This is a genomic window from Streptomyces sp. NPDC057287 (genome assembly GCF_042667905.1).
In the GTDB taxonomy this organism is placed as follows: Bacteria; Actinomycetota; Actinomycetes; order Streptomycetales; family Streptomycetaceae; genus Streptomyces.
In genome coordinates, this window is sequence record NZ_JBHUYV010000016.1 from 1 (window position 1) to 19,243 (window position 19,243).

Sequence of the window (19,243 nt, forward strand, 5' to 3'; positions counted from 1 at the left end):
CGCCCGGTTACATTCCGAACCCGGAAGCTAAGCCTTTCAGCGCCGATGGTACTGCAGGGGGGACCCTGTGGGAGAGTAGGACGCCGCCGAACAATCTTTCAGGGCCCTTGGTCCCAGCGTTCATGCTGGGGCCAAGGGCCTTTTTTATTTTGCCGAAGCGCGTCGGATGGTCGGCTGCGCGAGAATGTCTGTGGTACCCGATGACAGGAGTCACCCCCATGTCCACCAACTCTTCCGACGACCGTCCGGAGCGCGAGCCGCGTCGCCGGGACGGCGGTGACGGGGGCGGCTTCCGGGGCGGCCGCGACAACCGGGCCGGCGCTCCTCGACGTGACGACAACCGCGGTGGCAACACCGGCGGCGGTTTCCGTCGCGACGACAACCGCGGTGGCAACACCGGCGGTGGGTTCCGTCGTGATGACCGTGCTCCGCGTCGTGATGACGAGCGTGGTGGGTACCGCGGTGGTCAGCGTGACGACCGCGGTGGTCGCCCCAGCGGTGGCTTCGAGCGTCGTGACGACCGTTCCAGCGGCCCCCGCCGCGACGACAACCGCGGTGGCAGCACCGGCGGCGGCTTCCGTCGCGACGACAACCGCGGTGGCAACACCGGCGGTGGGTTCCGTCGTGATGACCGTGCTCCGCGTCGTGACGACCGCTCCAGTGGCCCGCGCCGTGATGACAACCGTGGCGGCAGCACCGGCGGTGGGTTCCGCCGTGATGACGAGCGTGGTGGGTATCGCGGTGGTCAGCGCGACGACCGCGGTGGTCGCCCGAGCGGTGGCTTCGAGCGTCGTGACGACCGATCCAGCGGCCCCCGCCGCGACGACAACCGTGGCGGCAGCACCGGCGGCGGTTTCCGCCGCGACGACAGCCGCGGTGGCAACACCGGCGGTGGGTTCCGTCGTGATGACCGTGCTCCGCGTCGTGATGACGAGCGTGGTGGGTACCGCGGTGGTCAGCGTGACGACCGCGGTGGTCGCCCGAGCGGTGGCTTCGAGCGTCGTGACGACCGTTCCAGCGGCCCCCGCCGCGACGACAGCCGTGGCGGCAGCACCGGTGGCGGTTTCCGTCGCGACGACAGCCGTGGCGGAAGCAGCGGCGGTGGGTTCCGTCGTGATGACAGTCGTGGTGGAAGCAGCGGCGATGGGTTCCGTCGTGATGACAGTCGTGGTGGAAGCACCGGCGGCGGCTTCCGGCGCGATGACGAGCGTGGTGGGTACCGCGGTGGTCAGCGCGACGACCGCGGTGGTCGCCCCAGCGGTGGCTTCGAGCGTCGTGACGACCGATCCAGCGGCCCCCGCCGCGACGACAACCGTGGCGGCAGCACCAGCGGCGGCTTCCGCCGCGACGACCGCGACCGTGCTCCGCGCCGTGACGACGACCGTTCGAGCAACTTCCGTCGTGATGACCGTGCTCCGCGCCGTGATGACGAGCGTGGTGGGTACCGCGGTGGTCAGCGCGACGACCGCGGTGGCCGTCCCAGCGGTGGCTTCGAGCGCCGTGACGAACGCGGTGGTCGCCCCAGCGGTGGCTTCGAGCGTCGTGACGACCGATCCAGCGGCCCCCGCCGCGACGACAACCGTGGCGGCAGCACCGGCGGCGGCTTCCGCCGCGACGACAGCCGTGGCGGCAGCACCGGCGGCGGCTTCCGCCGGGACGACCGGGGTGGCGACCGGGACCGTGCGCCCCGCCGCGACAACGACCGCGGGGGCTACCAGGGGCGCGACGACCGTGGCGGTTACCAGGGCCGCGACGACCGCGACCGTGAGCCGATCAAGCGTCTTCCCATTCCGGACGACGTCACTGGCCACGAGATCGACAAGGACGTCCGGCAGGAGCTGTACAGCCTGCCGAAGACCCTGGCCGAGGACGTTGCACGGAACCTCGTGATGGTGGCTCGCCTCCTCGACGAGGACCCTGAGCGGGCATACGCGTACTCGCGCATCGCACTGCGTCTGGCCTCGCGTGTCGCAGCGGTGCGTGAGGCTGCCGGCTTCGCCGCGTACGCCACACAGAGGTACGCGGAGGCGCTGGCCGAGTTCAGGGCGTCCCGTCGCATGACCGGTTCCGTGGACCTGTGGCCCGTCATGGCCGACTGCGAGCGTGGACTCGGCAGGCCCGAGCGGGCGATGGACATGGCCGGCGGGCCCGAGGTCCAGAAGCTGGACAAGGCCGGCCAGGTCGAGATGCGCCTGGTCGCCGCCGGAGCCCGCAGGGACATGGGGCAGATCGACGCGGCGATCGTCACGTTGCAGGGCCCCGAGCTCGCCTCCAGCTCCGTCCACTCGTGGACCCCGCGTCTGCGGTACGCGTACGCGGACGCGCTCCTGGAGGCCGGGCGCGAGGACGAGGCGCGTGAGTGGTTCGGCAAGGCGCTGGAAGCCGACAAGGACGGTGCGACCGACGCGTCCGACCGGCTTGCCGCACTCGACGGTGTCGAGTTCGTCGACGCGCTCGGCGAGGACGTCGATCCTGCCGGCGCACCGGCGGACGCGGACGAGCAGGAAGACCGCGCGTACGACGAGAACTCGGACAGCGACGAGGACTCGGACAGCGACGACGACGATTCGGACGACGACGACGATTCGGACGACGACGAGGACTCGGACGACGACACCGACGTCCAGGACGACGGCGTGGACGGGCCCACGAAGGCCTGACGTCTGATCGAGCATGCATGAGGAGAGGGCGGCACCCGTACGGGTGCCGCCCTCTCTGCGTTCCGGGTCATGCCGCACGACGCCCACCCGGGCATCCGCGGCTCGCACGTCCGGCCGACGGGGGCGGCCGGAACGCGCTGCGGCCGGGCCCCTGGCCGGCGAGGCGGCGCCCCGAAGGGCACCACCTGGCCGTCAGCCGATGTCCAGGCTGCGCAGCACGAGCCCCGTGGCCGGCTTCGGGCCGAACGACGTCGACTTGCGGGGCATGGTGACGCCCTGCCTCGCAAGGTCCCGTACGACGTCCTCGCCCACCGGATGCATCAGGACCGCCGTGGCGCCGTGCCGCTCCGCCTGCTCGACCGCGGCCGCGGTGTCGTGGATGTAGGCGATGTGCTCTGGGGCGTCAGGGACGCCCCAGACGTCGTCCAGGAGTGTGAAGTGCAGCACGGTCGCGTCGAGCGCGCGCCAGGCGGGCGGCCGGTCGGCGGGGACGGTGCGGGCCAGCAGCTGTTCGTCCGGCCGGTCGACCAGGTGGAAAGAGCCGTCACCCGCGAGGAGGAAGGCGTTGCCTTCCCCAGAGGCTCCGGCGAGTGCGTCGAGCGCTCGGGGCAGTGGCCCGTCGACGGACCGGACACGGAAGCGTCCTTCGACGGCGCGGAGCGCGTCCGCGACCGGAAGCCGGTGGAGCAGCCGGTGGATGGCGCGCACGCGGAGCGGATAGCGGGCCGTGTCGACGAGCAGGACGAGCCCGAAGTCCCAGGGGCCGGGGGCGGACTGTTCCTTCTGGAGCCTGAGATAGGTGGCCCAGCGGTGGTGGCCGTCGGCGATGAGCGCCTGGCGCCGGGACAGATCCGACTCGATCTCCGCCCGTTCGCCGGGATCCGTCACGGCCCAGAGACGGTGGCTGAAGCCGTCCTCCGTCGTCGTGGTGAGGAGCGGAAGACGCCCAGCCACCCGCTCGATGACGGCCGTGGCGCCGCTCGGCCCGCCGTCACCGGCGTAGCTGAAGAGCAGGGGTTCGAGATGGGCGGCGGCGGTGCGCATCAGATCGGCGCGGTCCTCCACGACGTCGGCCATGACATCCTCGTGCGGCAGCACGATGCCCTCCGAGGCGGGGGAGAGCGCCAGAGCCCCGATCACACCGCGCTGAAGGATGTCGTCGGCCCGCTGTTCGTAGACGTAGAGCACGGGCTCCGGGTCCGGGGCGAGGACACCCTCGGTGAGCCAGCGCTTCAGGGTGTCGGCCGCCTGCCGGTGGCGCGCGGTGGCCGAGTCGGCCTGCGGGAGGATGAGCCGCACGATGTTGTGCGGGTCCGCGGACTCCAGGTGGTGCAGTCCGTCGGGCCGTACGACGACGTCGTACGGGGGTGAGGTCACGGCCGCCAGACTGCCGACCTGCTCGGGGACGTACCGCAGTCCGCGGAAGGGGGTCAGCCGCAGTCCCCGGCTGACGGCGGGCCCGGATGTGTTCATTTGTGCATCGTATGTGCGCTCCGGCGATGCGCGATGATCGGGGGAGAAGCATGGAAAGAGGAGCGCAGGCATATGAGTCAGCAGTACAGGTCCCGGCCGCTCGGGAGCAGCGTGGCGTTGAGCGAGGCGTACGACACGGCCCTGCTCGACCTCGACGGCGTGGTGTACGCCGGCGGGCACGCGATCGTCCATGCCGTCGAGTCGCTGGGCACCGCCCGCGAGGGCGGCATGCATCTGGCGTACGTGACGAACAACGCCCTGCGGACGCCGGACGCGGTGGCCGAGCACCTGACGGAGCTCGGGGTGCCGGCCGATCCTGCTGATGTGATCACGTCGGCTCAGGCGGTGGCCCGGCTGATGGCCGATCAGCTGCCCGCGGGGGCGAAGGTGCTGGTGGTCGGCGGGGAGGGGCTGCGGGTCGCGCTGCGCGAGCGCGGTCTCGTGCCGGTGGAGTCGGCCGACGACGATCCGGCCGCCGTGGCGCAGGGGTTCGGCGGGCCCGACCTCCCGTGGGGGCGGTTCGCCGAGGCGGCGTACGCGATCACGCGTGGGGCGGTGTGGTTCGCGTCCAACACGGATCTGACGATTCCGGGCGCCCGGGGCATCGCTCCGGGCAACGGCGCGGCGGTGGAGGTCGTGCGGATCGCGACCGGAGCGGAGCCGCAGGTCGCCGGCAAGCCGCTGCCGCCGATGCACCGCGAGACCGTGCTGCGGACCGGGGCGAAGCGGCCGCTGGTCGTCGGGGACCGGCTGGACACGGACATCGAGGGCGCGTTCAACGGCGGCGTGGACTCGCTGCTCGTCCTCACCGGGGTGACCGACGCGGCGCAGCTGATCGCGGCCGAGCCCAAGTACCGACCGACCTACGTGGACCGGGATCTGCGGGGGCTGCTCGCCGGCCAGCCCGAGGTGTCGGAGGAGGGCGGAGGATTCCGCTGCGGCGGCTGGACGGCCACGGTGCGCGGGGACGCACTCGTGCTGGAGGGCGACGGCGAGGCGATCGACGGGCTGCGGGCCCTGTGCGGGGCGGCGTGGACGCACGCCGGGGACGGCGCGTGCGAGCTGGACGCGAAGAAGGCCGTGGCCGGGCTGGACCTGTGAGGGGCCTAGGGCCTCGCGGTACGGGGGAATTGAGATGATACGAGGATAGGCTAACCTAACCACGTGTTGGTCGAGAGTCCCCCCGAATCGAGTTCCGGCCCCGAACCCGTGCCGGACACATCTGCGCGCGCAGGGCGCCACGCGGTACGTGCCGCGGGTCTGCTGGTCTCCGTGGGTGTGCTGGTGCTGGTATGCCTCGCGAGTGTCGCGATCGGGGCCAAGGCCCTTCCGCTCGCCGAGGTGTGGCACGGGCTGTTCCACTACTCCGGCACCAACGGCGACGTCCTCGTACGGGATGTGCGGATCCCGCGCACCGTGCTGGGGTTGATCGTCGGGGCCGCCCTCGGGCTGGCGGGCGCGGTGATGCAGGCGCTGACCCGCAACCCGCTCGCCGAGCCCGGTCTGCTGGGTGTCAACGCGGGCGCCGCGGCCGCCGTCGTCTCGGCCATCACCTTCCTCGGCGTCACCTCGCTGACCGGATACGTCTGGTTCGCGTTCGCCGGCGCCGCGATCGTGTCCGTGGCCGTGTACCTGCTCGGCGGGAGCCGCTCCGCGAATCCCGTACGGCTGGCGCTCGCCGGTACGGCGGTCACCGCGGCGCTGTTCGGCTACGTCAACGCCGTGCAGCTGCTGGACGCGGCGGCGCTGGACCGGCTGCGCTTCTGGACCGTGGGATCGCTGGCCTCCGCGAACCCGGAGACCGTCGGCAAGGTGTGGCCGTTCATCGCGCTCGGCGTGCTGCTGTCCCTGCTGATCGCCCGGCCGCTCAACGCCCTGGAGATGGGCGACGACACCGCCAAGGCGCTCGGCGCCCGTCTGACCCGCACCCGCGTCCTCGCGATGGTGGCCGTCACCCTGCTGTGCGGGGCGGCGACGGCCGCCTGCGGGCCGATCGTCTTCATCGGGCTGATGATCCCCCACCTGGTCCGCACCATCACCGGCCCCGACCTGCGCTGGATCCTGCCGTACGCGGCCGTGCTCGCCCCTGTGCTGCTGCTCGGCGCCGACGTGGTGGGCAGAGTCGTCGCCCGCCCCTCCGAGCTGCAGGTGGGTATCGTCACCGCGCTCCTCGGCGGGCCCGTCTTCATCCACCTCGTACGACGCAAGAGGATGGCCCAGCTGTGAAGGGCGCACAGGACAGCACGAGGACGGTCCACGCCTCACAGGACAGCAGGAAGCCGGTCCGCGCCGCACAGGACACCACGAGGACGGTCCGCGCCGTACGGACCTCCGGCGGCCTCTCCTTCCGGGTGGACGCCCGGGCGTTCGCCGTGATCGCGCTGCTCGCCGCCGCGGCCGCCTTCGCCGCCGTGGTGCTGATCGGCAGCGGCGACTACGCCATGTCACCCGGGCAGGTCGTCACCACGCTCTTCGGCAACGGAACCTTCCAGCAGGAGTTCATCGTCACGGAACTGCGGCTGCCCAGGGTCCTGGTCGGACTCCTCGTCGGTGCCGCGCTCGGTGTCGGCGGAGCCGTCTTCCAGAGCGTCTCCCGCAACCCGCTCGGCAGCCCCGACGTCCTCGGCTTCGGCCAGGGGTCGGCGGTCGGCGCCCTCATCGTGATCGTGCTCTTCCACGGCGGGCCCACCGAGGTCGCGGCGGGCGCCGTCGTCGGCGGCCTCCTGACCGGTGCCGCCGTCTACCTGCTGGCCTGGAAGCGCGGGGTGCACGGCTACCGGCTCGTCCTCGTCGGCATCGGCGCCGCCGCGATGCTCACCGCCGCGACCCACTACCTGATCACCAAGGCCAACCTGGTCGACGCCACCCGCGCGGTCGTCTGGATGACCGGATCGCTCGACGGCCGGGACTGGGCCCAGGTCTGGCCGCTGTTCGCGGTCTGCTGTGTGCTGATGCCCCTGGTCCTCGGGCACGGGCGGGCCCTGCGCATGATCGAGATGGGCGACGACGCGGCCCACGCGCTGGGCGTGAGGGTGGAACGCACCCGGCTCGTCCTGCTGAGCAGCGCCGTCCTGCTCGTCGCCGTAGCCACCGCCGCCGCCGGCCCCATCGTCTTCGTGTCACTGAGCGCCCCGCAGGTGGCCCGCCGGCTGACCCGCGCGCCCGGCCCCAATCTGGCCGCCGCGGCCGCCACGGGTGCGGCCCTGCTGCTCGTCGCCGACTGGACGGCCATGAACGCCTTCGGGGACCGCCAGCTCCCGGTGGGAGTGGTCACCGGTGTGCTGGGCGGCTGCTACCTCCTGTGGCTCCTCGTGTCCGAGCGCAAGGCGGGACGCGTATGAGGCCCGGGCAGCCGGACAGCTCGCAGACAACCCCCACGGACTCCGGGAGCAGGACCATGCAGCGCCTCACCGCCGAATCGGTGACCCTCGGCTACGACCAGCGGATCATCGCCGAGAACCTCTCGGTCGAGATTCCCGACAACTCCTTCACGGTCATCGTCGGCCCCAACGCCTGCGGCAAGTCGACCCTGCTGCGGGCGCTCTCGCGGATGCTGAGGCCGAGCGGCGGAGACGTCCTGCTGGACGGGCAGTCCATCCACCGCATGCCCGCGAAGAAGGTCGCCAGGACGCTCGGTCTGCTGCCCCAGTCCTCCATAGCCCCGGACGGCATCACCGTCGCCGACCTCGTCTCGCGAGGCCGCTACCCGCACCAGGGGCTGCTGCGCCAGTGGTCGCCCGAGGACGAGCGGATCGTGAAGGAGTCCATGGAGTCGACCGGCGTCGGCGAGCTCGCCGACCGCTACGTCGACGAGCTCTCCGGCGGCCAGCGCCAGCGGGTCTGGATCGCCATGGCCCTCGCCCAGCAGACCCCGCTGCTGCTGCTCGACGAGCCGACGACGTACCTCGACATCCAGCACCAGATCGACGTACTCGACCTCTGTGCCGAACTGCACGAGACGCAGGGCCGCACGCTGGTCGCCGTGCTGCACGACCTCAATCACGCCGCCCGGTACGCCACGCACCTCATCGCCATGCGTGAGGGTGCGGTCATCGCCGAGGGCGCTCCCGGCGACGTCGTCACGGCGCAACTCGTGGAGGAGGTCTTCGGGATGCGGTGCCAGGTCATCGACGACCCCGAGACGGGCACACCGCTCGTCGTCCCAGCCGCCCGCAGGAGGCGCACGGAGGCCTCCGTGCGGGGGCCCGGGGTCACAGCAGGGACTTGAGCTTCAGCAGATCGCGGAAGCCCGCCTCCAGCCGGACCCGGCCCGAGGCCCAGGCCTTCGCGAAGTTCAGTTCGCCGCCGACCATGGCCACCAGGTCGTCGCCCGTCATCGCGAGCCGGATCTCGGCCTTCTCGCGGGGTGGTCCGTCGTGCGTGTCCAGCACCTGGATCCGGCTGTTCGCCAGCCGTCCGGTGAACGTCACGTCGAGGTCCCTGATGTGGCAGCTCAGCGAGCGGTCGAGGTCGGCGGCGCCGCGCACGTCGCCGTCGGACCCTGCCAGATTGTCGGAAAGTGTGTCGAGTGCGCTGCGGCACTCCGCCATGGTCGCCATCGTCACCGACGGTACACCGGCCGTTCGGGGTAGCGTTCCCGCATGAGCGACTGGATGCCGGGGCCGGACACGGCGCAGCAGGGTGAGGTGGGCGGAGCGGCCGCCGGGCCGCCCTCCGCGCCTCCCGCGCCCTCCTTCGACCCCGCCCCGCCCGCGCCCCTCGGTGTCGCGCGCACCCCCACCGGGCACGCCGGTGTCGACGCGCGGCTGGAGCGGCTGGCCGACGCGGACCACCTCGCGGCGGACGGTCACACCGAGGTGTACGAGGATGTACACCGTGGGCTGCGCGACGAGCTGACCGCGCTGGACGCACGGCCCGCACCCGCACCGACGCCCACGCACGACAACAGGAGCTGAACCGAACGTGGCAGGAGTGGCACGTCGCCGCCTCGACGCCGAGCTGGTACGCCGCAAGCTCGCCCGCTCGCGTGAGCACGCGAGCCAGCTGATCGCAGCCGGGCGGGTGACCGTCGGCGGGAACACCGCGACCAAGCCCGCCACCCAGGTCGAGACCAGCGCCGCCGTCGTCGTCGTCAAGGACGACAGCGACCCCGAGTACGTCTCGCGCGGGGGGCACAAACTGGCGGGCGCCATCGCCGCCTTCGCGCCGCTGGGGCTGGAGGTCGAGGGGCGGCGGGCGCTGGACGCCGGGGCCTCGACCGGCGGCTTCACCGATGTGCTGCTGCGGGCCGGCGCACGCCAGGTCGTCGCCGTGGACGTCGGCTACGGACAGCTCGCCTGGTCCCTCCAGTCCGATGAACGCGTCACCGTCAAGGACCGTACCAACGTACGCGAGTTGACGGTGGAGCAGATCGACGGAGAGGAGGTGGACCTGGTGGTCGGCGACCTGTCGTTCATCCCGCTCGGCCTGGTCCTGCCCGCTCTCGCGCGCTGCGCCGCGCCGGACGCCGACCTGGTGCTCATGGTCAAGCCGCAGTTCGAGGTGGGCAAGGAGCGCCTCGGCGCCGGAGGTGTGGTCCGCAGCCCCGAGCTGCGGGCCGAGGCCGTACGGGAGGTGGCGCGCCGGGCCGGTCTGCTGGGCCTCGGCGTCCAGGGGGTCACGGCGAGCCCGCTGCCCGGCCCGTCGGGAAATGTCGAGTACTTTCTGTGGCTGCGGGCCGGCGCACCTGAGCTGGATCCCGCGGATGTCGACCGCGCAGTGGCGGAGGGGCCCCGTTGACGGAGCATGACGCACAACCAGGGAACGCGGAACGCACTGTCTTCCTGCTGGCACACACCGGCCGCCCGGCCGCGATCCGCAGCGCCGAGCTGGTCGTCCAGGGCCTGCTGAGGAACGGCCTCGGTGTCAGGGTGCTGGCGGTGGAGGCGGAGGACCTGCCGCTGCCGCCGTCGGTGGTGACGGTCACGGACGCGACGCCCGCAGCCGTGGACGGCTGCGAGCTGCTGATCGTGCTCGGCGGGGACGGGACGCTGCTGCGCGGCGCCGAGATCTCCCGCGCCTCCGGCGTGCCGATGCTCGGTGTCAACCTCGGACGGGTGGGATTCCTGGCCGAGGCCGAGCGGGACGACCTGGACAAGGTCGTCGACCGCGTCGTCACCCGCGCGTACCAGGTCGAGGAGCGGATGACGCTCGACGTCCTGGTGCACAGCAACGGCGACATCGTGCACTCCGACTGGGCGCTCAACGAGGCCGCCGTGCAGAAGGTCTCGCCCGAGCGGATGCTCGAGGTCGTGCTGGAGATCGACGGCCGCCCCGTGACCGGATTCGGCTGCGACGGGATCGTCTGCGCCACCCCGACCGGATCGACGGCGTACGCCTTCTCGGCCGGCGGCCCCGTCGTCTGGCCCGAGGTGGAGGCCCTGCTCATGGTGCCGATCAGCGCCCACGCGCTGTTCGCGAAGCCGCTGGTGACCTCGCCCGACTCGGTGCTGGCCGTGGAGGTCCAGCCGCACACCCCGCACGGGGTGCTGTGGTGCGACGGCCGACGGACGGTCGAGCTGCCCGCCGGGGCCAGGGTCGAGGTGCGGCGCGGAGCGGTGCCCGTACGTCTCGCGCGGCTGCACCAGGCCTCCTTCACCGACCGCCTGGTGGCCAAGTTCGCGCTGCCCGTGCAGGGCTGGCGGGGCGCTCCGCACTGATTCTCCGGGACGCTGCTCACACCCGCGTGAGTGAACCGGTCACCGGGGTCCGTCGCACACCGGGCTCCGGACCTCGTAAGGTCATGTCCGTGTTGGAGGAGATGCGGATACGGTCGCTCGGAGTCATCGACGACGCGGTGGTGGAGCTGTCACCCGGTTTCACCGCGGTGACGGGCGAGACCGGCGCGGGCAAGACCATGGTCGTCACCAGCCTCGGGCTGCTGCTCGGCGGGCGCGCCGACCCAGCCCTGGTGCGGGTCGGAGCCAAGGCCGCGGTCGTCGAGGGGCGGATCACGGTGTCCCCGGGCGACGCGGCGGCGCTGCGTGCCGAGGAGGCGGGTGCCGAGATCGAGGACGGGGCGCTGATCGTCAGCCGTACCGTTTCGGCGGAAGGGCGCTCGCGGGCGCATCTCGGGGGCAGATCCGTGCCCGTGGGAGTGCTCGCCGAGCTCGCCGACGAACTCGTCGCCGTGCACGGCCAGACCGACCAGCAGGGACTCCTCAAGCCGGCCCGGCAGCGGCAGGCCCTGGACCGCTACGCCGGCGCCGCCGTCGACGCACCGCACGCCACGTACGCGACGGCCTACCGGCGGCTGCGCGCGGTCGTCACGGAGCTGGACGAACTGACCACCCGGGCCAGGGAGCGTGCCCAGGAGGCCGATCTGCTGCGCTTCGGCCTCGACGAGGTCGCCGCCGTGGAACCGCTGCCCGGGGAGGACACCGAGCTCGCGGCGGAAGCCGAGCGGCTCGGCCACGCCGAGGCACTCGCCTCCGCCGCCGCCCTCGCCCACGCCGCGCTCGCGGGCGATCCGGAGGACCAGGAGGGCGTGGACGCCACCACGGTGGTCGCCGCCGCCGGACAGTCCCTGGACGCCGTACGGGCGCACGACCCCGCGCTGGCCGCGCTCGCCGACCGGATCGGCGAGATCTCGATCCTGCTCGCCGACGTGGGCGGAGAGCTCGCCGGATACGCCGACCAGCTGGACGCCGACCCGCTGCGGCTCGCCGCGGTGGAGGAGCGGCGTGCCGGGCTCACCGCGCTCGTCCGGAAGTACGGCCGGGACGGCCGGGACGGCCAGGGCATAGCTTCCGTCCTCGCCTGGGCCGAGGAGGGCGCCTCCCGGCTGACCGAGCTGGAGGGCGACGACGACCGGATCGGTGAGCTGACGGCGGAGCGCGACGCGCTGCGCGGCGAGCTCTCCGTCCTCGGCCAGGAGCTGACCGACGCGCGGACGGAGGCGGCGGCGCGCTTCGCCGCCGCCGTCACGGAGGAGCTGGCGTCGCTCGCCATGCCGCACGCCCGGGTCTCGTTCGCCATCCGGCAGACCGAGGCGCCGGACGAGGCGTCCGGCATCGACGTCGGCGGCCGGAGCGTGCTCTACGGCCCGTCGGGCGCCGACGAGGTGGAGCTCCTGCTGGCGCCGCACCCCGGTGCCCAGCCCCGGCCGATCGCCAAGGGCGCGTCCGGAGGCGAGCTGTCCCGGGTGATGCTCGCGGTGGAGGTCGTCTTCGCGGGCTCGGACCCCGTGCCGACGTACCTCTTCGACGAGGTGGACGCGGGTGTCGGCGGAAAGGCGGCCGTCGAGGTCGGCCGGCGGCTGGCGAAGCTCGCCAGGTCCGCGCAGGTCGTCGTGGTCACCCACCTGCCGCAGGTGGCGGCCTTCGCCGACCGGCAGCTGCTGGTCGAGAAGACCGTGGACGGATCGGTGACCAGGAGCGGCGTCACGGTCCTGGAGGGCGAGGACCGGGTGCGGGAGCTCTCCCGGATGCTCGCCGGACAGGAGGACTCGGAGACCGCCCGGGCGCACGCCGAGGAGCTGCTGGAGACCGCGCGGGTCGACGGATAGCGCCGTCCGGCGTCAATTTCGCGCCGCCCGTCTCACTCGTACGAGTGGGGCGGGCGCTTCCGGTGCCGACGCGTGGACGGGAGCAACGTTTCATCGGTCCCGGAACGTGCGTACGGACTGGCATCCTTGGCGCTGTACCCACCACCGACTCGGGAGCCCCGGGGAGCCGATCAACGTGTCACAGCTGCGTACGGTCCAAGTCCTGGACGGCGGCGCCGGAAGCAGCGCTCGTGTCAGTTCGCTCGCCGCGGGCCTGGTCGCCCGCGGCGTGCAGGTCACCGTCTGCGCCCCGGCCGGCTCGGGCCGCGCCCACGGCCTTCCCGCGACCGGCGCCCGCTTCGTCGCCGTGCCCCGGCGCAGCGACCCCGCGGCCGTCGCCGCGCTGCGGACCGCCTGCACCGGGGCGGACATCGTCCACGCCCACGGTCTGCACGCCGCCGTGCGCGCCGGGATCGCGCTCAGCGGCCGGGGCACCCCGCTGGTCGTGACCTGGCACACCCGCGTCCATGCCGAGGGTGCCCGCGGCCGGCTGCTGCGGCTCCTGGAGCGAAGGGCGGTCCGCGCGGCCGCCGTTGTGCTGGGCACCTCGTGGGAGCTGGTCGACCGGGCACGACGAAGGGGTGCCCGGGACGCCCGGCTCGCCCCGGCCGCGATCCCCGCGAGCCGCTTCCCCCTCATCCCCGACGACGGCAAGGCGCGCGTCGAACTGGGCGCGGTGGGAAGGCCGTTGCTGGTCTCGCTGGCAGAGCACGACGACGACACGCTGCTGGACGCCGCACGGGAGTGGCGGCACCTGGACCCCGTGCCCCTGCTCGCCTTCGTGGGGGAGGGGCCCCGGGCCGGTGCCCTGCGGCGGCGTATCGCCGACGAGGGGCTGCCCGTCGTCCTCGCCGGCGGCCGGGACGACCTCGCCGGGATCCTCGCCGCCGCCGACATCGCCGTGCTCCCCGGCCGGGGCGACGCCGGGCCGCTGCTCGCCCGGGAAGCCCTGCGGCTCGGTGTCCCGCTGGTCGCGGCCCGTACCGACGGTCTGCCCGAGCTCGTCGGGGAGGCGGCCTCGTTCGTTCCGTACGGGGACGCCGAGGCGCTCGCAGGAGCCGTCGTGCGGCTTCTGGGCGACCCCGGGCAGCGGGAGCGCCTCGCCGGCTCGGGACGCGCGCAGGCCGCGAGCTGGCCGACCGAGGACGACACCATCGCCCACGTGCTCTCCGTCTACGACGAGCTGGCCACCCCGGTCGGGGCGGGACGAGGGGCATAGGCCTCCCGTCCGGAGCATGCCGGGCCCGCGTGCCCGGGCGCCGCACCTCGCGGCGTCGCCGGACCCCGGCGCCGGGGTCCGGCGACGCCCTGCCCCCGGGCCGGGGTTCTCAGCGGGTGTGGCGGCGAGCCCGCAGGGCCAGGCTCAGGGCGAGCACCGACTGCGGATCGTCGAGGTCCGTGCCGAGCACCTCGCCGATGCGGGCCAGCCGGTTGTAGAGCGTCTGACGGTTCAGATGCAAGTCGCGCGCGGCCTCCGCCTTGCGCCCCGCGTGGGCGAGATACGCCTCCAGCGTGGGCAGCAACGCCGGGCGCGAGGTGCGGTCGTGCTCGCGCAGCGGCCCGATCGCCCGGTCCACGAAGGACTCCAGATCCGGATGGTCCCGCAGCCGCCACAGCAGCAGATCGATGTCCAGACGGCGCGCGTCGTACCAGGGACGCTCCTCCAGCCCCTGCGCGGCGGCGGCCGCCTCAGCCGCGTGCCGGAGCCCCGCACCCGCCGCCGCCCATCCGCCGGCGGCCCCGACCACCACGACGACCGGCGTACGGTCCCCGGCCCGCTCCAGGCCCGCCCGTCCGGCTCCGGCCCGCAACGCCGCCGCCACCCGGTCCGCGAGGGCCGTGCGTGTCGTACCCGGCCGCAGCGCCAGCAGGAGCAGGACCCTGCCCTCCACCGGGCGCACCCCCACCAGCACCGGTGCGCCCACCGCCGCGAGCTCCTCCGTCACGGTCCGGGCCGGCAGCGCCCAACTGCCCGAGGAAGCCGATTCCGGGGCGAGCCGCATCACGACGGGCAGCAGCGGATGCCCGCCCGGCCGGAACCCCAGAACCCCGGCCTGCGCGGGAGCGTCGTCGGGGGAGACCCGGCCCTCGGCGAGGTCCGTGAGGAAGTCACCGCGTCCCCGCGCCGCCACCTCCTCCTCCTGGCGGGCCTGCATCAGCACGACCGCCAAAATGCCCGCAGCCCGCTCGGCCGCCATCCGGTGCACCGTCACCAGCGGGCCCGCCACGGCGAGCAGCACCAGCCGGGCCCGTACGGAACCGGCCCCCGGCCCGCCGCCCGGCACCTCCACCAGGACCGCGCCGGCCGGTGGCGCCTCCCGGGCCGCGCGTGCCCCGCGCAACCCCTCCCAGACCTGGAGCGGGTCGGTGCCCGCGGGCCCCGCCCCGGGGCCGGCGGCGAACAGCAGCCGGCCGTCCGAGGTCTCCAGGAAGACCGGATTCGCGGCGAAGTCCGCCAGGATCCCCAGGACCTGCGGTACCCCGCCACCGCCTAGAACCGCCTGCGTGCACCGCCGGTGGACCTCCTCGGCCCGCTGGAGCAGCGCGTAGTGCCCGTTGACGATCTCGGTGTGGATCTCTTCGGTGACCGCCACGAACGGCACCTCGCGGTGCAGCTGCACGAGCGGAAGCCCCGCCGTCCGCGCCGCCTCCACGATCGCCGCGGGCAGCCGGCTGAATCGCGGGCCGAGCTCCACGACCAGGGCCGCGATGGAGCGGTCGGCCAGCTTCCGGACGAAGGCACGCTGGTCCGACGGCCGGGCCCCGAGGCCGAGTCCCGTCGTGAGCAGCAACTCCCCGCCCTTCAGGAGGGCGGGGATGTTGGGCGCCTCACCCGCGTGCACCCAGCGCACCACCCGGTCCAGCCGGTCCTCGCAGGCCAGTACCTCCGGGAGCCCGCCGCGCAGCCCCGGCAGCTCCAGCGCCCGCCGCACGGTGATCCCGCCCTCTGTCTCCACCGGCTCCGGCCTCGTGCTTCCCGTCGTGCGCGATCCGCGCTCGTGCCCTCGTCCAAGGGGACGCGAACGCCCCGGTCAGGAAGGTACCGGCCCCGGCCGGGGTGCGTCACACCTCGGCCACGGCCGGCTTGACGTTGTGGTTGAGGTGGAAGACGTTGCCGGGGTCGTAGCGGGCCTTGACGCGCGACAGCCGTTCGTACGCGCGCTCCCCGAAGCCGGAGACGACCCGCTCCTGGCCCTCGCGGCCGATGAAGTTGAGGTAGACCGCACCGCTCGCCCACGGCACGAAGGCGCCGCGCACCCGGCGCACCCACTGCTTGGCCTGCTCGTCGTCGGCAGCGTCCTCCCAGACACCGAACGGGTGCACCGCCCAGGGTGACGCCCGCCAGGGCAGCGGGTAGTCGGCGGGCCCCCTGGCCACCGCGCCGCCCATCGGGAACAGCACGTGCTGCGAGCCGGAGGGGACCGGCAGCGTGGAGGCGCAGGCGCAGTAGGCGGCCGCGGCCTCGTCGGGAAGACCGTCCAGATACTCCGCCGACCAGTAGTTCCGCATGCCGGGCGGGTCGTCGAGCATGCACTGAAGGTCGGCGTAGGGGATTCCGGCGATCACCTCTGCCTCGCGTTCCAGCGCCAGCAGGGGCGCGGCCACCTCGCGCAGCTCGGCCTCGGTACCGGCGTAGGTGACCAGGACCGCGCACACCAGCCGGCCCACCATGGCCTCGGGCACCCACTCCTCGGGAGGCCCGGTGATGTAGATGCAGGCGCCGCCCGCCGCGTCCGGGGCGGACTCCATCACGTCCCGGTACGTACGGACCGCCTCGGGGCCGTTCTCCGGGCGGAGGAGGAGCAGCGCCATGCTCATCGCCGGCAGGTCGTGCAGCCGGAGCGTCAGCGACGTGACCACACCGAAGTTGCCGCCGCCGCCGTGCAGGGCCCAGAAGAGCTCGGGGTTCTCGTCCGCGCTCGCGTGCACGGTGGCGCCGTCCGCCGTCACCACATCGGCCGCCAGCAGGTTGTCGCAGGCCAGTCCGAACGCGCGCTCCAGCCAGCCGGATCCGCCGCCCAGGGTGAACCCGCCGACACCGGTGGTGGAGACCCTCCCGCCCGTGGTCGCCAGGGCGTAAGGCTGGGTGGCCCGGTCCAGGTCGGACATGGTGGCCCCGCCGCCGACGCGGGCCGACCGGGCCTCGGGGTCGACGTCCACCGCGCGCATCCGGCGCAGGTCGACCACCAGGCCGCCCTCGCTCAGGGCCATGCCGGCGACGCTGTGCCCGCCTCCGCGTACGGCGACCTCCAGCCCCTCGTCCCGTGCGAAACGCAGCGCACGGGCGACGTCCGCCTCGGAGGCGCACTGGGCCACCACCGCGGGTCTGCGGTCGATCATGCTGTTGAAGACCGTCCGGGCCTCGTCGTAGCCAGGGTCGCCGGGGACGTGGATCTCCCCGCCGAAACCGGAGCGGAACCCGGCCGGAGCGGCATCCGTCGCAGGGGTTCGGGGCGTCATGTGGAGCCCCCTTCGCAGGGCGTGACAGGACCTTTCCATCGTAGGCCCGGCCGAGGCGATCGGCCGTTCCTGCGGAGGTCCTGCCACGCCCTCCGGATCAGCCCACGTACGCTCCGCTGGCCGTCAGGCGCAGTGCCGTGTCGATCAGCGGCACGTGGCTGAACGCCTGGGGGAAGTTCCCCACCTGGCGCTGGAGCCCGGAGTCCCACTCCTCGGCCAGCAGACCGAGGTCGTTGCGGAGGGACAGCAGCTTCTCGAAGAGACGGCGGGCCTCGTCGACCCGGCCGATCATCGCCAGGTCGTCCGCCAGCCAGAAGGAGCAGGCCAGGAAGGCGCCCTCGTCGCCCTCCAGACCGTCCACGCCCGCGGAGTCGCCCTCGGTGGGGTAGCGCAGGACGAAACCGTCCTCCGTGGACAGCTCCCGCTGGATCGCCTCGATGGTGCCGATGACCCGCTTGTCGTCGGGAGGCAGGAATCCCATCTGCGGAATCAGCAGGAGGGAGGCGTCCAGCTCCCGGGATCCGTAGGACTGGGTGAAGGTGTTGCGCTCCGGGTCGTAGCCCCGCTCGCAGACATCGCGGTGGATGTCGTCGCGCAGCTGGTGCCACCGCTCCAGCGGTCCCTCGGCGTCCCCGGACTCGATCAGCTTGATCGTGCGGTCGACGGCGACCCAGGCCATCACCTTGGAGTGCACGAAGTGCCGGCGCGGTCCGCGCACCTCCCAGATGCCCTCGTCCGGCTCGTCCCAGTGCTTCTCCAGGTAGCTGATCAGCTTGAGCTGGAGACCCGTCGCGTAGTCGTTGCGGGTCAGCCCCGTCATGTGCGCCAGGTGCAGCGCCTCGGTGACCTCGCCGTAGACGTCGAGCTGGAGCTGGTTCGCCGCGCCGTTGCCCACCCGCACCGGTCCGGAGTTCTCGTAACCGGGCAGCCAGTCCAGCTCGGCCTCGCCGAGCTCCCGCTCACCCGCGATGCCGTACATGATCTGCAGGTTCTCCGGGTCGCCCGCGACGGCCCGCAGCAGCCACTCGCGCCAGGCGCGGGCCTCCTCGCGGTATCCGGTGCGCAGCAGGGAGGAGAGCGTGATCGCCGCGTCCCGCAGCCAGGTGTAGCGGTAGTCCCAGTTGCGCGAGCCGCCGATGTCCTCCGGGAGGGAGGTGGTCGGGGCGGCCACGATGCCGCCGGTCGGCGCGTAGGTGAGCGCCTTCAGGGTGATCAGTGAGCGGACGACGGCCTCCCGGTAGGGGCCGTGGTACGTGCACTGCTCGACCCACTCGCGCCAGAAACTCTCCGTCGCCTCCAGGGACGACTCCGGTTCCGGCACGCTCGGCGGCTCGTGGTGCGAGGGCTGCCAGCTGATGGTGAAGGCGATCCGGTCGCCCGGGGCCACGGTGAAGTCGGAGTACGTCGTCAGGTTCTGGCCGTACGTCTCCGCCTCCGTGTCGAGCCACACCGAGTCGGGGCCCGCGACGGCGACCGTGCGGTTGTCGACCTTGTGCACCCAGGGGGTGACCCGCCCGTAGCTGAAACGCATCCGCAGTTCGGAGCGCATCGGAACCCGGCCGCTCACACCCTCCACGATGCGGATGAGCTGGGGAGCCCCGTCACGCGGGGGCATGAAATCGGTCACGCGGACCGTGCCGCGGGGTGTGTCCCACTCCGATTCCAGGATGAGCGAGTCGCCGCGATAGCGGCGCCGGTCCGCCGCGGGAGCCTCCGCCCCCTCGGGACGGGCGGGTCCCAGCCGCCAGAAACCGTGCTCCTCGGTGCCGAGAAGTCCGGCGAAAATCGCGTGTGAATCGAAACGGGGCAGGCACAGCCAGTCCGCTGTGCCGTCCCGGCAGACCAGGGCTGCGGTCTGCATGTCTCCGATGAGTGCGTAATCCTCGATGCGCCCGGCCACGTGCGTCTCCAGTCGAACGGCCATGTCGCCCCGCAGGGCGCTTACTGCTGGTCAAGGGGTCGTTGTAGTAGAACCGACGAGCTCTTGCACGGGTGAGCGGGCTGGGGTGGAGCCGCTGGGCCGGCCAACTCGGCAGCGAGTGTCCGAGCAGGATACGACGCACCCGGGAGATCCGCGCGACTGTCCGCCAGTTGTCCGTCGCCT

The 19,243-nt window shown here is 73.0% G+C and carries 16 protein-coding genes and 1 rRNA gene; 11 read left to right on the forward strand and 6 right to left on the reverse strand.

The genetic code is table 11. The features are described from left to right. A 5S ribosomal RNA gene (rrf, locus tag ACFUNE_RS27315) occupies positions 1-92 on the forward strand; the annotation flags it as partial. Positions 93-98: 6 nt separating this feature from the next. Here the strand turns inward: rrf and ACFUNE_RS27320 are convergent. Then, positions 99-1,811 carry a hypothetical protein gene (locus ACFUNE_RS27320; protein ID WP_383573458.1) on the reverse strand — a complete coding sequence of 571 codons (1,713 nt, stop codon included), beginning with the start codon at positions 1,809-1,811 and terminating at the stop codon, positions 99-101. 78 nt (positions 1,812-1,889) lie between these two features. Here ACFUNE_RS27320 and ACFUNE_RS27325 point away from each other — a divergent pair, with 78 nt between their 5' ends. After that, positions 1,890-2,660: a hypothetical protein gene (locus ACFUNE_RS27325; RefSeq protein WP_383573461.1), complete on the forward strand. Its 771-nt coding sequence runs from the start codon at positions 1,890-1,892 to the stop codon at positions 2,658-2,660. Between the two features lie 192 nt (positions 2,661-2,852). On the opposite strand, the gene ACFUNE_RS27330 is transcribed toward ACFUNE_RS27325, so the two are convergent. Then, positions 2,853-4,133 carry a DUF1015 family protein gene (locus ACFUNE_RS27330; protein ID WP_383573464.1) on the reverse strand — a complete coding sequence of 427 codons (1,281 nt, stop codon included), beginning with the start codon at positions 4,131-4,133 and terminating at the stop codon, positions 2,853-2,855. A gap of 72 nt (positions 4,134-4,205) precedes the next feature. Between ACFUNE_RS27330 and ACFUNE_RS27335 the strand changes: the two genes are divergently transcribed. From ACFUNE_RS27335 to ACFUNE_RS27350, 4 genes are all read left to right on the forward strand, one after another. Next, the gene (locus ACFUNE_RS27335; RefSeq protein ID WP_383573467.1) at positions 4,206-5,234 is read left to right on the forward strand and encodes an HAD hydrolase-like protein; all 1,029 of its coding nucleotides are present in this window, start codon (positions 4,206-4,208) and stop codon (positions 5,232-5,234) included. A gap of 108 nt (positions 5,235-5,342) precedes the next feature. Beyond that, entirely contained in the window at positions 5,343-6,359 is a 1,017-nt protein-coding gene (locus tag ACFUNE_RS27340) for a FecCD family ABC transporter permease (RefSeq protein WP_383573815.1), read from the forward strand. Positions 6,360-6,484: 125 nt separating this feature from the next. Next, positions 6,485-7,474, forward strand: a complete 990-nt coding sequence (locus tag ACFUNE_RS27345) for a FecCD family ABC transporter permease (RefSeq protein ID WP_383573817.1) — start codon at positions 6,485-6,487, stop codon at positions 7,472-7,474. 56 nt (positions 7,475-7,530) lie between these two features. Next, positions 7,531-8,361 (forward strand): ABC transporter ATP-binding protein, encoded by an 831-nt coding sequence (locus ACFUNE_RS27350; protein ID WP_383573469.1) that lies wholly within the window; start codon positions 7,531-7,533, stop codon positions 8,359-8,361. On the opposite strand, the gene ACFUNE_RS27355 is transcribed toward ACFUNE_RS27350, so the two are convergent. After that, on the reverse strand, positions 8,345-8,692 hold the full coding sequence (locus tag ACFUNE_RS27355) for an alkyl sulfatase C-terminal domain-containing protein (RefSeq protein ID WP_383573473.1): 348 nt from the start codon (positions 8,690-8,692) through the stop codon (positions 8,345-8,347). The two genes, ACFUNE_RS27350 and ACFUNE_RS27355, sit on opposite strands and share 17 nt — an antisense overlap. Positions 8,693-8,734: 42 nt before the next feature. On the opposite strand from ACFUNE_RS27355, the gene ACFUNE_RS27360 reads away from it, so the two are divergent. The 5 genes from ACFUNE_RS27360 to ACFUNE_RS27380 all read left to right on the forward strand — a co-directional run bounded on the left by ACFUNE_RS27360 (position 8,735) and on the right by ACFUNE_RS27380 (position 13,897). Next, a complete protein-coding gene (locus tag ACFUNE_RS27360) occupies positions 8,735-9,049 on the forward strand; it encodes a hypothetical protein (protein ID WP_383573476.1) in 315 nt (104 codons plus the stop codon). A gap of 7 nt (positions 9,050-9,056) precedes the next feature. Further along, entirely contained in the window at positions 9,057-9,872 is an 816-nt protein-coding gene (locus ACFUNE_RS27365) for a TlyA family RNA methyltransferase (protein ID WP_383573479.1), read from the forward strand. After that, positions 9,869-10,792: an NAD kinase gene (locus ACFUNE_RS27370; protein WP_383573482.1), complete on the forward strand. Its 924-nt coding sequence runs from the start codon at positions 9,869-9,871 to the stop codon at positions 10,790-10,792. Before ACFUNE_RS27365 ends, ACFUNE_RS27370 begins: the two co-directional genes overlap by 4 nt. 83 nt (positions 10,793-10,875) lie before the next feature. Beyond that, positions 10,876-12,639: a DNA repair protein RecN gene (recN, locus tag ACFUNE_RS27375; protein WP_383573485.1), complete on the forward strand. Its 1,764-nt coding sequence runs from the start codon at positions 10,876-10,878 to the stop codon at positions 12,637-12,639. 175 nt (positions 12,640-12,814) lie between these two features. Beyond that, positions 12,815-13,897, forward strand: coding sequence for a glycosyltransferase family 4 protein (locus ACFUNE_RS27380; RefSeq protein WP_383573488.1), 1,083 nt, complete (start codon positions 12,815-12,817; stop codon positions 13,895-13,897). Positions 13,898-14,006: 109 nt separating this feature from the next. Here ACFUNE_RS27380 and ACFUNE_RS27385 read toward each other — a convergent pair whose 3' ends face one another. The 3 genes from ACFUNE_RS27385 to ACFUNE_RS27395 all read right to left on the reverse strand — a co-directional run bounded on the left by ACFUNE_RS27385 (position 14,007) and on the right by ACFUNE_RS27395 (position 19,039). Next, a complete protein-coding gene (locus tag ACFUNE_RS27385) occupies positions 14,007-15,635 on the reverse strand; it encodes a PucR family transcriptional regulator (protein WP_383573491.1) in 1,629 nt (542 codons plus the stop codon). 106 nt (positions 15,636-15,741) lie between these two features. After that, positions 15,742-17,139 (reverse strand): FAD-binding oxidoreductase, encoded by a 1,398-nt coding sequence (locus tag ACFUNE_RS27390; protein ID WP_383573493.1) that lies wholly within the window; start codon positions 17,137-17,139, stop codon positions 15,742-15,744. A gap of 97 nt (positions 17,140-17,236) precedes the next feature. Beyond that, positions 17,237-19,039 (reverse strand): glycoside hydrolase family 15 protein, encoded by a 1,803-nt coding sequence (locus ACFUNE_RS27395; RefSeq protein ID WP_383573819.1) that lies wholly within the window; start codon positions 19,037-19,039, stop codon positions 17,237-17,239. Between the last annotated feature and the right edge of the window lie 204 nt (positions 19,040-19,243).

Excerpts from the sequence above, each read along its gene's own strand:
- ACFUNE_RS27325 (WP_383573461.1), top strand. The coding sequence starts at position 1,890 with ATGGTGGCTCGCCTCCTCGACGAGGACCCTGAGCGGGCATACGCGTAC.
- ACFUNE_RS27330 (WP_383573464.1), bottom strand. The coding sequence starts at position 4,133 with ATGAACACATCCGGGCCCGCCGTCAGCCGGGGACTGCGGCTGACCCCC.
- ACFUNE_RS27335 (WP_383573467.1), top strand. The coding sequence starts at position 4,206 with ATGAGTCAGCAGTACAGGTCCCGGCCGCTCGGGAGCAGCGTGGCGTTG.
- ACFUNE_RS27350 (WP_383573469.1), top strand. The coding sequence starts at position 7,531 with ATGCAGCGCCTCACCGCCGAATCGGTGACCCTCGGCTACGACCAGCGG.
- ACFUNE_RS27355 (WP_383573473.1), bottom strand. The coding sequence starts at position 8,692 with ATGGCGACCATGGCGGAGTGCCGCAGCGCACTCGACACACTTTCCGAC.
- ACFUNE_RS27360 (WP_383573476.1), top strand. The coding sequence starts at position 8,735 with ATGAGCGACTGGATGCCGGGGCCGGACACGGCGCAGCAGGGTGAGGTG.
- recN (WP_383573485.1), top strand. The coding sequence starts at position 10,876 with ATGTCCGTGTTGGAGGAGATGCGGATACGGTCGCTCGGAGTCATCGAC.
- ACFUNE_RS27390 (WP_383573493.1), bottom strand. The coding sequence starts at position 17,139 with ATGACGCCCCGAACCCCTGCGACGGATGCCGCTCCGGCCGGGTTCCGC.